Origin of the sequence: Flavobacterium sp. UBA2787, assembly GCA_002352205.1 — a bacterium.
In the GTDB taxonomy this organism is placed as follows: Bacteria; Bacteroidota; Bacteroidia; order Flavobacteriales; family Flavobacteriaceae; genus Flavobacterium.
On the sequence record DEHZ01000010.1, the window covers coordinates 334,457 to 346,747 of the forward strand.

8 protein-coding genes and 1 pseudogene are annotated in these 12,291 nt (G+C 31.1%); 3 read left to right on the top strand and 6 right to left on the bottom strand.

Annotation, left to right across the window (positions count from 1 at the left end; translation table 11 throughout):
- Positions 1 to 91: 91 nt before the first annotated feature.
- The 3 genes from B4N66_RS08155 to B4N66_RS08165 all read right to left on the bottom strand — a co-directional run bounded on the left by B4N66_RS08155 (position 92) and on the right by B4N66_RS08165 (position 2,823).
- Complete coding sequence (locus B4N66_RS08155) at positions 92 to 367, bottom strand: hypothetical protein (protein WP_291093842.1); 276 nt, start codon at positions 365 to 367, stop codon at positions 92 to 94.
- Positions 368 to 404: 37 nt separating this feature from the next.
- Entirely contained in the window at positions 405 to 800 is a 396-nt protein-coding gene (locus B4N66_RS08160) for a hypothetical protein (RefSeq protein ID WP_291093844.1), read from the bottom strand.
- A 292-nt stretch (positions 801 to 1,092) separates the two neighbouring features.
- Entirely contained in the window at positions 1,093 to 2,823 is a 1,731-nt protein-coding gene (locus B4N66_RS08165) for a recombinase family protein (protein WP_291093845.1), read from the bottom strand.
- A 180-nt stretch (positions 2,824 to 3,003) separates the two neighbouring features.
- Here B4N66_RS08165 and B4N66_RS08170 point away from each other — a divergent pair.
- A pseudogene (locus B4N66_RS08170) lies at positions 3,004 to 3,708 on the top strand (YifB family Mg chelatase-like AAA ATPase); the annotation flags it as partial.
- A gap of 144 nt (positions 3,709 to 3,852) precedes the next feature.
- Positions 3,853 to 4,311, top strand: a complete 459-nt coding sequence (gene tnpA / locus B4N66_RS08175) for an IS200/IS605 family transposase (protein ID WP_291093846.1) — start codon at positions 3,853 to 3,855, stop codon at positions 4,309 to 4,311.
- Between the two features lie 96 nt (positions 4,312 to 4,407).
- Here the strand turns inward: tnpA and B4N66_RS08180 are convergent, their stop codons facing one another.
- The 3 genes from B4N66_RS08180 to B4N66_RS08190 form a co-directional block, all read right to left on the bottom strand.
- Positions 4,408 to 5,763, bottom strand: coding sequence for a hydroxymethylglutaryl-CoA synthase family protein (locus B4N66_RS08180; protein ID WP_291093847.1), 1,356 nt, complete (start codon positions 5,761 to 5,763; stop codon positions 4,408 to 4,410).
- A 151-nt stretch (positions 5,764 to 5,914) separates the two neighbouring features.
- Positions 5,915 to 6,766: a KPN_02809 family neutral zinc metallopeptidase gene (locus tag B4N66_RS08185; protein WP_291093850.1), complete on the bottom strand. Its 852-nt coding sequence runs from the start codon at positions 6,764 to 6,766 to the stop codon at positions 5,915 to 5,917.
- 50 nt (positions 6,767 to 6,816) lie between these two features.
- Positions 6,817 to 10,869 (bottom strand): PAS domain S-box protein, encoded by a 4,053-nt coding sequence (locus tag B4N66_RS08190; RefSeq protein WP_291093852.1) that lies wholly within the window; start codon positions 10,867 to 10,869, stop codon positions 6,817 to 6,819.
- A gap of 147 nt (positions 10,870 to 11,016) precedes the next feature.
- Here B4N66_RS08190 and B4N66_RS08195 point away from each other — a divergent pair, with 147 nt between their 5' ends.
- Positions 11,017 to 12,264: a voltage-gated chloride channel family protein gene (locus tag B4N66_RS08195; protein ID WP_291093853.1), complete on the top strand. Its 1,248-nt coding sequence runs from the start codon at positions 11,017 to 11,019 to the stop codon at positions 12,262 to 12,264.
- The last annotated feature ends 27 nt before the right edge of the window (positions 12,265 to 12,291 follow it).

Below are 12,291 nucleotides of genomic sequence, written 5' to 3' on the forward strand. Positions count from 1 at the left end.
CAAATCGTAAATTCGTTTAATGAAAAAAGGTAACACAAGGCTACCTTTTCAAGTTAAATCAATTAATCAAATCATTTTTTAAATCATATTTTTATTTTTTAGTTGAATAATTTTTTAAATCAGATAACATATTTTCTAACTGTTCATTTGATAGTATAACTTGTTCACCAGAATTGAATATTTCAAAGCTTTCAAAATCTTTTACCATTAATTCGATACTATCAAGTTCATCTGATGTTAAACCATCTTCAATAATTAGGTTTAATGTTGCTGGTTCTGAATGGTCAGCATTTTTGATATAATCTTCAAAATTTTGAATTGTTTGTTGAATTGAAGATTCTTGAATTGGGTTAATTAGTGTTTTCATAATTTCTTTTTTTTGTTTAATTAATTATTTAATTACTTTACCCAAGTGATGTAATTGAAAAAACTTCACCATAGTTATTTTCAACCCATTGGTAAATATCTTCGATTATTGGTTCTATTCCATTTTTAATATTTTCTTTAGCAAATTCATTATCCACAAATTTTCCAGTATGATTGGAATGTGTTAAAATGCCATTTTCATAAATGTTATATCCATAAATCCCATTCTCCAAAATTCCCGTAATACAAGTAATGTATTGTTCATTTGGATAACAACAAGATATTACATAATCATTAGAGTATATTCTGCTACTAGTCAATCTTATATGCGAATCAGAATGAATAGATTCAAAAATATTTAATGTTCCATCTAAAGCTGATAATTGAAATTTTGTACCATCTTTTTTTGTTACGTGAGTTTTAATTTTTTTCATAATTATTAGTTTTTAATTGATTATTTTTAAATGATTTATTTTAAAATTCTGGTGCAAAATTATAGGCGATTTTTAATTCTGCAAATAAAATTCGCAAAAAAATGAAAAAAACTTTGCGAATAAACCCAATAAATTTATTATGCACTAAGAATATCGCAAGTAAATTTACTGGGTCTTATAATTGTTTGATTTTTAATGTTTTAATTTTTTTGCTAAGTGAATTTTTGAAAAGTTGAAAATTTTTGTGATTTTTTTCACTTGTAAGAAAATACATTTTTAATATTTTCAATTTCTAATTTTCAACCATCAAAACATTCTTATTGTGAATGTGAATCCAATCCATAAATTCATTTTTTTCAATTATTTCATCACCAATCTTATTCAAATTGATAAGAACACCATTGTTGAATTTTGGTTCATTGGATAAGCTTAGAATAGGGGTGTATCTAAACTTCTTGGGTTTGCTCTTAACACCGTGCAAATCCAATATAATCTTTAGTGGGTTATCCAATTCTTTTCCGTTTAATTGAATGTAAACGGTTATAAACGCATTCTTGACATCAATTACATTGACAACCACCCTAGAAATGATTTGTTTGTAAATAAGTGCCAATTCAGTTCTGTTGTGTTTGGCATCCTTCAACATTTGATAACTGGCTTTCTTTTCATCAAACTTTTTAAGGGTAATCTTTTTGTTTAGCAATTCTTTTCTAATCAAAGCAACCTTATCAGTAAGTAATTTGATTTCATTGTTTAGCTTTTCTTCCCTTTGTTGGTACAGTTGCATATTGCTATTGGTTGATGATAAGAACAAATCCAACAATCTATTTAACTCATTATTCTTATTGGTTTGGTTCTTTGTTTCAATCTTTAGTTGCTGTTCCAATTTTTGAATTTCACTTTGAAGTTCCGTTTTAAGGTTGTTTGGTGATTGCAGATATTTCAATATTGAATCTGAATTAATTAGTTCGTTGTAGATTGTTGATTCAATAAGTGATATATTAACCCCACCATTACCACAATTACCACCCTTTTTTAATCTTGATGAACATACATAAACTTTATCACCATTGGGTACTGGTTTGTACTTAGCAAAATAATTTTTTCCACAACAACCACATTTGATAATGTCTTTGAATAAATATGTGTAGTTAGTTAAGTAGTTTCTATGGGTTTTGTTTTCTCTTATGTTTTTGCATTTATCAAAAAGTTCATTTTCAATAATTCTCGGTGCATCAAATATTTCATCTTTGAATTTTCTTTGACCAATATAGATTGTATTTTTTAAAATGTCCAATATTTGTTTATCACTCCATTGTATCAATTCAACATCCTTTTCAATATTATTTATGGTTAGGGTTTTACCTTTTTCTTTTTTATTGTATCTGGTTGGTACACCAATTTCATTTAGGATGTTTGAAATAACTTTAGTACCATTATTTTGAGAATACAATTGATAGATTTGTTTCACTATTTCAGCTTCTTCATCATCAACAATCATCATTTTATTTTCACCTTTTGTATAACCGTATGGTGGATTTCCACCACCACCAACCCTTCCAATCGATGCTGATTGTTTAAGTCCAGAACGGCTTCTTTCTTTAAATGTTTGTGTTTCCAAATCAGCAAATTCCATAAGTACTTGAAGGATTATTGAAACGATAATGTTTCTATTACCTTTTTCATCAAGTGTGGATTGTCCAATACTTTTGATAAAAATGGGTACACGCAATTCAGTTAGTCTATCAACAATTTCCCTTGTATGTTTTGGGTTTCTTCCAATTCTGCTTATTTCGGTAACATAGATACACTTATAGTAAGATGGATTTTCTTCTATTTTGGTTAATAGTTTGTTTAATTCAGGTCTTTCTTTTTTGTACCCAGATACTTTTTCTGAATATTCATCAATATCAGATTCTAAAAATTTGTGTTTAAAAATTTCTGGTTTTAAATCAGAAATTTGCCTTTGATAATCCTGTTTGTCAATGGTTGAAACCCTACAATACATTGCGACTTTATTCATCTTTTTTCATTTTTTCTTTGTCATTAATCCAAATATACCCACTTATTTGAAGTGATGCCAACTTTTTGTAATGGCTAAATGACATTGTTAATATTCAGTTTACATTCACATTAACAAAAAGAATATTCTGAAATAGCTGTTTTTACTGGCGGTGTTTACACCATCCATTGTAAGCAAGCTAATAGTGTTTCGCTCGTTGGCGGAGGAAGTTATCCTCAACCGGGCGAAATTTCATTAGCTCACAACGGCGTTTTATTTTTAGATGAATTGCCCGAGTTCAAACGTGAAGTGTTGGAGGTAATGCGTCAACCGTTGGAAGATAGAGAAGTAACCATTTCAAGGGCAAAATTTACTATTACTTATCCTTCGTCGTTTATGTTAGTTGCGAGTATGAACCCAAGTCCGGGTGGCTATTTTAATGATCCGAATGCTCCAATAAGTTCTTCTCCGGCGGAAATGCAACGGTATTTGAGCAAAATTTCGGGACCGCTTTTGGATAGAATTGATATACATATTGAAGTAAATCCCGTTCCGTTTGAAAAATTAACCGAAACCAGAAAAGCAGAAAGTAGTGTGGAAATTAGAAAACGAGTGACCTCTGCCAGAGAGATTCAGTCTCATCGTTTTGAAAATTTTGATTCCATTCATTATAATGCTCAAATGGGAAGCAAACACATTCGTGAATATTGTGTGTTGGATGAAGCTTCGCTGAGTTTACTCAAAACAGCAATGGAGCGATTGAATTTATCTGCACGAGCGTATGACCGAATTTTAAAAGTTGCCAGAACAATTGCTGATTTGGAAGCTGCTGAAAACATCAAACCGAATCATATTGCTGAGGCGATTCAATATCGAAGTTTGGATCGAGAGGGTTGGTTGGGGTAGGCATTGTCAAAAATCAATATCAATGACAAATTCAAAAATCAATTAAAAATCCAAAATCAATAGCATTTTCAATATTATTTGTGCTTCAGCACTAGCTTGCCTCCGACTTCAGTCGGAGTACTAAAAAATCAAAATCATAATTATATGCCATATCTAAAAATATACATCCATTTTGTCTGGTGCACAAAAAACAGATATCCATTTTTAAACACAATTGAATCAAGACAGTTGGTTTGGAACCACATCAAAGAAAATGCAAAACAAAAAGGAATTCATGTTGATTTTGTAAATGGATATGAAGATCATTGTCATTGTTTGATTTCACTGGGAATTAATCAAAGTGTTGAAAAAGTTATGCAATTAATCAAAGGAGAATCTTCGTATTGGATTAATCAAAACCCTGATCTGTTTCCAAATTTGAAAGGGAAAAGATTTGAATGGCAAAGTGAATTTTTTGCATTGTCAGTTTCTGAATCAATTTTGAAGCGAGTTCGTAATTACATCAAAAATCAAGAATGTCATCATTCTAAAAAACCATTTGGTGAGGAATATGATAAGATTAGAGGGGTTTTTGAAAATGGATTTACGGCTTCATCCGACTAAAGTCGGAATAAAGTTAGTGCTGTCGAAAAGAGTGGGTTGTTTTTTCTTCATCCGACTGAAGTCGGATGTAATTTAGTGCTTTTGCACAAGGATGATTTATTCGACAAACTCATAATATCTCGCTCCAACCAAAACCGGATTTTCTTTTTCAATCGAAGCTAAAACAAATTCATTTTTTGGTTCTAAAACCGAATGTTGTAATTCTTTTTTATGTAGTTTTTCGTATGTTTCAAAATCAATAGGATGATTATTTTCTAAAGTTTCAAAAAGATTAATTTGAGAAATGACTGATTTCCAATCTTCACAAACAGTAGCTTCAAAAACCTTTGATTTGGAACCACTTCCATACGCAATAAAACCAACTTTTTTATTTACTAAGGCTGAATTTTGTTTAGCGTGAAAGCATAACGACGAAAGTAATCCCAAGAAAATTGAACCTGTATAAATGTTTCCAACTTGTCCGGAAGCAATTTCTGAGGGATAAATTTTTTGGTTGATGAGTTCCAAATATTCCGGACTTTTGGTCAATGCTTTCAATTTGTCTTTTTCAGTCTCCCCAATTTGATTGTTTACTAATTCCGGATTTTCATTGGCAAAAATTTCAATAAACGTTCTTCTTCCTTGAAAACAGTAGGGTAGATGCATCAAAATAGAAGTCCAATTTTCATAGACTTTTTCGGTTTGCTGACTTTCTTTTTTAAAATGATTGTACGCTTCTGTAATTCGATTGATGTAACATTGATTAGAATAGTGTCCGTCAAAAACAGGTTGTTCTTTATAAATGGAAATTTCATTTTCTAAAACACCAAACCATTCCGGATTATCCGATGAATTTGTTATATCTGATTTGGAAAAAGTTCTTCTAGGTTTAAAAAAGTCAAAAACACCTTCTGTGGAAACGCCAACTTCATTAGAAAAACTAAGAATTCTTGGATTTGAAGTAATCAACATTGCAATAGCACCGGCACCTTGCGTATATTCTCCGCTTGATTCTAAATCATATTTAGCATTATCGGAAGCAATGACAATCGCTTTTTTGGTCGGATTTAATCGAATGTAATCTAAACAATTTTGCAACGCATCGACACCGCCAATACAAGCAAAAGTTAAATCAACCACATCACAATTTCGAAATGAACCTTCACCAAATTTGCTTTCCAATAAGGATAAAACATAGGATGCGATGGGTTTTGAACTATCTACACCACTCTCTGAACCAATGTAAATTCGAGCAATTTCGGAAGGATTGATATTTTCCTGTTGAATTAATTTCAAACCCGCATTGGAAGCAAAAGTCACTACATCCTGATGCTTATCAGGAAAACTCATTTTGTGCAAACCTAACCCTTTTATCAGTTTGTCAGGTTCAATATTTCTCTTGTTTGCAAGGGTTGAAATAGGTAAGTGTATCTTAGGGATATCAAAGGAAATACTATCGATGCCAACGTTCATTTTATAAATTTTAATGGCAAATTTATAAAAGTGACATTCAAAATGAATTGAACATTTCATAAAAAATCCCTTTTTTAAAACGAATTATGAATGCTTTAAAAAAGGGAACTTATATTTTTAAAAAAGAAGATTTTTTATTGAATTTCTGAATTTAATTCAATTCTGCAAACGTATCACCTTGTTTGATGTCGCCGGTCTTGAAACCTTTTCCAAACCATTTTACTCGTTGTTCAGAAGTTCCGTGCGTAAATGAATCTGGAACAACGTCACCTTGCATTTTCTTTTGAATAGCATCATCACCAACGGCGTGAGCGGCACTTAACGCTTCATCAATATCACCTTCTTCCAAATATTTGCTGTTGTAATGGGTCCAAAGACCTGCATAAAAATCAGCTTGTAATTCTAATGAAACAGAAAGTTTGTTTCCTTCTTCTTTGCTTAGTTTTTGTTGTAATTGACGTACTTTTCCTGAAGTTCCAAGCAACGTTTGCACGTGATGACCCACTTCGTGAGCAATTACATAGGCAATGGCATAATCGCCACCTTGGGCTCCAAATCGCGTTTGAAGTTCATCAAAAAAATCTAAATCCATATAAATTTTGTGATCACCGGGACAGTAAAACGGACCCGATGCAGAAGTTGCTCCACCGCAAGCAGATTGCACAGAACCACGAAATAAAACCATTCCGGGTTCTTTGTAAGTCATTCCGTTTTCTCTAAAAATTTTATGCCAAACATCTTCTGTATCAGCTAAAACGGTTGAAACAAATTGTCCCATTTTTTCATCCTCCGCACTAAGTGGTTGAGCAGGAGTTTCGGTTGATTGTTGCTGTTGGAATTGTTCTAAAATTGGAGCTAAGTTCTGAGCACCTTCGCCACCAAAAAGGCTAATGAGAAGAATGACGATTCCGATTAAGCCACCGCCGGCAACTACTTTTCCGCCTGTTCCCATTCCTCTGCGGTCTTCTACATTTTTACTTTGTCTTCTGCCTTCCCATTTCATATAAAAAAATTGTTTATTGGTTTATAGTATCATAAAAGTATAAAATTATTTTACTTTTTTAACCACTTCGAAACAATTTCTTCTAAACTTCCTTTTATGATTGGTTTGGAGATATAATCATTCATACCGATTTCGAGACATTTTTCTTTTTCGCCCACAACAGTTCCGGCAGTTAATGCTATGATTGGCATTTTTTTGCCATTCTCTAATTTACGAATTTCTGTAGTGGCTTCATAACCGTTCATCACAGGCATTTGAATGTCCATAAAAATAATATCGATGTCTGTTTCCTGAACTTTTTCCAAGGCTTCTAAACCATTAGAAACTGTAAGAATCTTTGCGTTTGGAAGAATTTTTTTCAATAGTGTTTTGGCTAAGAGCGAATTGATATTATTGTCTTCCACTACTAAAACTGTGGCTTCAGCTAGATTTTCATACACAAATTCACCATTTACAACAATATTTTTTGGGAATTCCATTGATTCCTTACTGGAAGTTTGTAGATCGATATCAAAATAGAAAGTACTGCCTTTTTCAGGAACACTTTCTAACTCTAATTTGCTGTTCATTAATCCTAACAATTTGTTAGAAATACTCAAACCTAATCCTGTTCCGCCGTATTGTCTGGTCGTTGAGCTGTCTTCTTGGGAAAAAGCTTCAAAAATTTTGGATTGATTTTCACGTCTAATTCCAATTCCTGTGTCAATTACGGAAAATCGAATTCGAGTTTGATGCGTAGCGATTTTGTCAACTACAGCAATTTTTAATTTTACTTTTCCTTTTGAAGTAAATTTAACGGCATTACCCAGTAAGTTGATTAAAATTTGTTTCAGTCTGATTGGATCAATCCAAACAGTAACCGGCACATCTGAATTTATGTGTAAATCAATGTCTAATTTTTTCTGAATTGCATCAAATTTTATAGTATCAATTACTTCCGAAGCAATGTCGGCTATCTTTGTTTCTTCGATTGTTAACTCTAAATTACCCGATTCTATTTTAGAGAAATCCAAAATATCATTGATAACTCCCATCAGCGATTTTGCCGATTGATTAACGGTTTTCATGTATTTTGCTTGAGCTTTTTCTAAATTAGAATTCATAAGCAAATCGGTAAAACCGATAATTCCGTTAAGAGGTGTTCGGATTTCGTGACTCATGTTTGCCAAAAACTCCGACTTGGCTTTATTAGCTGCAACGGCCATTTCTTTTTCTTTAATGGCGGCTTCTTGCAATTTTCTATCTGTTATATCGATAAAGATTCCTTCGATAAATTCAATTTGATTGTCTTTTATAATGACATCTCCAAATTCTTCTACCCATATAACTTGACCATTTTTATGAATAATTCTATAGATGAAATGAATTTTTTGTCCGTTTTCCAAAGCATATTTTTGATCTTTAATTACTCGTTCTCGATCTTCAGGATGAAGTATGTCTGAATAATAAATTTCATTAGACAAAAATGATTCTTTTGAATAACCGGTTAATTTTTCTATTTCATTGTTAAGATAAATTTTTGTGAATTTAGAATCGTATTTAGATAAATAAATCGTTCCGGGAATGTTATCGGCTAAAAGTCTGAAGCGTTCTTCACTATCGTTAATGATATTTTCATTGACATTTCTTTCTAATGATGAAGAAATATTATTTACCAAAGTTTGAAGAATGTTCATTTCATCTTCTGTCCAAATTCTTTCTGTTTTACAATCATCAAAACCTAAAGCTCCAACCAATTTATTTTTTACAATTATTGGAAAAATTAAAACAGAAAGAATGTTTTGCGATTTTAGAAGTTCTTTATGATCGCTTTCAAATATGTTTTTGACTAATTTATTGTAAATTTTATTCGATTTTAAAGGAATTACAATATCCAAAAACACTTCATACGGTACGTTTTGCAAATCCGGATTGTTGATTTGAGGTTCAACATTTTCGTTTACCCATTCATATTTTTGAGAAATTAATCTCTTTTCTTCATTAGCTTCAAAGAAATATACCCTGTCAGCTTTTGTAGCATTGCCAAGTGTTTTTAGAATGTCATTGAAAATAACATGAATATCTTTGTTTGAAAGAATTTTTTCTGAAATTTTCGTGATAGCAGTTAAAATATCACTTTTATATTTAAGGTTATCTTCTATAGATTTTCTTTTCAATGTTTCAATTGCCAAAGAAATAATCTCGGAGACAGAACGAGTAAAATTGATGTCTTCGTTATCCCAGTACCGTAAATTATCAATGGCTTCAAAACAAATTATTCCATATAATTTTCCATCAATAAAAACAGGATAATCTAATAACGATTTTACATTATTGTCTTTAAAATAATTATCAATAAACTCAGAAGTTTCCTTTTGCCTGTTTACATCAGAAGCAATAATCATTTGTTCTTTTTCAATAGATTCAAAATAAATCGGAAAATCTTTTTTCTTAATAATTAAATGATTGGAATGTTTAAGATCTTTGAGTTCAAATAAATTTAGACATTCAATTCTATCTGAGAAATAATTCCAAAAACCAATTCGTTGAATTCCTGAAGCTTTCGATACATTTTCGAAAATTACTTTTAAAATAGGCGTAATACTTTCATAATTGGCAAAACTCGTAGTGGATAGTTTTGTTAATGCATTGTTGTATTTTTTAATTTTGTCTTGCCGCTGATTTCTTTCTATTTCGAGATTTCTTATTAACGTAATATCTCTTGCAATTCCGGAATAACCAATGATTTCGCCTACATCATTTTTTTTAACGGTTACTTTTTGAGAAATCCAAACTTCCTCTCCATTTTTTTTCAATATTGGAAATTCCAAAAGTCTGGGAATACCGGTTTGTTTTAATTCTTCTGTGTAATATAAAACAACTTCTTCTCTATAATCTTGCCTTATTAATTGACCAAAATTCAATTTCATTAATTCACTTAAATCATATTCTAATAATTGGCAAGAAAAAGAATTAATGTAAGTAAATTTTCCGTCATCATCGGTTTCAAAAATTAAATCTGTAGCTGTTTCAACTAGATTTTTATATTGATTTTCAATGTTAATTTGCTCTGTTACATCAATTCCAATTCCAACAAATAAATCTTCGCCAAACTCTTTATCAACCCATTGAATAAATTTATATTGACCGTCTTTGCATTTGAGTTTTCTTTTGTAAACTCTATCTCTTTGGTAATCTTCATGATAATCTTCACCAACAAATTCAGGGTCTTCCGTTAATTCCCAGAAACCCATTCCCAATACATCATCAACATTATAACCTAAAATTTCATTTACATTTTCACTACAATACGTTAACTCTCCGTTCTTTTTTGTAGCAATCACAAGTGAATTTCCTTTGTTTACAATTTCATTAGCAAATAAAAATTTGTCTTTTGTGTTTAGTATGGAAGTGTGTCTAACATGGTTTAAAATTACAATTAATAAAAAACTAATAATGCAAATAACACCAATTTCAAATACTAATTTGCCAGCGATTAATAAAGTTAGAAAAATGACAAATAATGAACTTATAAAAAACCAATAATGCTTAATTTTTTTAAAAACGTTGTACGAAAAAAAGACTAAAGTCAATAAAGCAGAGAATGTTATTAATTCCATAGGATCGTAATAAACAAGATTTTTTATTACGATTGCTATGTAAATTAGGTAAAAGAAAATAAAAAGGCGAGGTAATAAATTAAATAAAAAATCACTTTTTTTACTTAAAAAATAGATCCCTAAAAAGATAGCTCCAAAAACTAAGTTAGAAATCACCGGCGGTTTATTTCTCAATTCAAATACATTAAGTACGATTTCAATGAAGGGGATGATAATGGAAAGAGCTAAGAAATATTTCTGGTATTCTGTTTTTGAAAATTCAGTTTCCGAAAAATCCTTTACAAAACTTTTGCTGTATGAAGCATTTCTTTTGAAAACCAAGAATGAAATAGTCAATAAAAAAAGTACAAAGACAACTACAAATAGCCAATCTCTACTAAATGAAGTTGAGTTAAGTTTTTGAAAATAAGGAACTTTATAAGCAAAATGAATTGTTGCTTTATCGCTTTGTAAAATGATGTAATTTAAAAATGGCAAAAACCATAATTTAATTAGGTGGGGCATCGCGTGGTATTTGGATAAGTCTAGTTAAATAATTGATAAAAATAACAATATTATTTAATTTTCAATGTGATTTGAATTTTTTAATCATTTACTTTATCAACATCGATTGTTCTTAAAATGACTATTTTTGAAAAGTAATTAAAATCAATGCATTTAGAGTCAATAACAAAATATCTTTTTAAGTGGATAATCATAGCCATTGTTGTTGGAATTCTTTCCGGATTGGCATCAGCTTTATTTTTGTATAGTTTAGAATTTGTTACCAATTTTAGAGAATTAAATAAATGGATTATTTGGCTATTGCCGTTTGGCGGACTTTTAATTGGTTATGGTTATTATATCTATGGTCAAGATGTAGTGAAAGGAAACAATTTAATTTTAGAAGAATATTCAAATCCACAAAAAAAAATACCTTTTAGGATGGCTCCAATGGTGCTGTTGGGAACTTTGATTACGCATTTTTTCGGAGGTTCTGCCGGTCGTGAAGGAACAGCTATTCAAATGAGCACCAGTATTGCAGACCAATTCACTAAATGGTTTAGTTTAGATAAAGAAGACAGAAAAATCATTTTAATCTGCGGAATCAGTGCAGGATTTGCTTCCGTTTTCGGAACACCATTAGCCGGAGCAATTTTTGCAATTGAAGTACTTTTTTTTAGCAAAATAAATTACAAAAGCATTTTTCCGTCTTTTTTAGTAGCTTATATTGCCTATTTCACTGTTGAATTCTTACCCATTCATCACACACATTACAGTATTCCATTTGTTCCAAGCATAACATTAGAAGCAGTATTTTGGGCCTTTTTGGTTGGAATTCCTTTCGGATTTGCCGCTATGTTATTTTCAAGAACAACACATTGGTGGGGAAAAATATTTTCAAAATATATAATTTTTCCGCCACTTCGTCCTTTTGTGGGTGGAATAATAATTGCTGTTGCCGTTTTTTTAATGGGAACTACCCAATTCATCGGTTTGGGAATTCCAACTATTTTAAATTCGTTTGCAACAGAACAATTAGTCTATGTTTTTCTATTAAAAATTTTATTCACCGGATTCACATTAGGTGCCGGTTTTAAAGGTGGAGAAGTTACGCCTCTGTTTTTTATCGGAGCGACTTTAGGAAGTTTTCTTTCACTTTATGTACCCTTGCCAACAGCACTTTTGGCAGGAATGGGATTTGTAGCCGTTTTTTCCGGAGCAACTCATACGCCGATTGCTTGCACAGTGATGGGCATGGAATTATTTGGAGTAGAAGGAGGATTATTCATCGGAATCGCCTGTTTTGTCTCGTATTTATTTTCTGGGATGACCGGGATTTATACAACTCAGATTATCGGAGGTGTAAAAGGAAATCTTTATAAAAAATTCAAAAAATCTACATTTGAAAACTTATAATTTCCTGCTATTTTTTCGTTATTAACA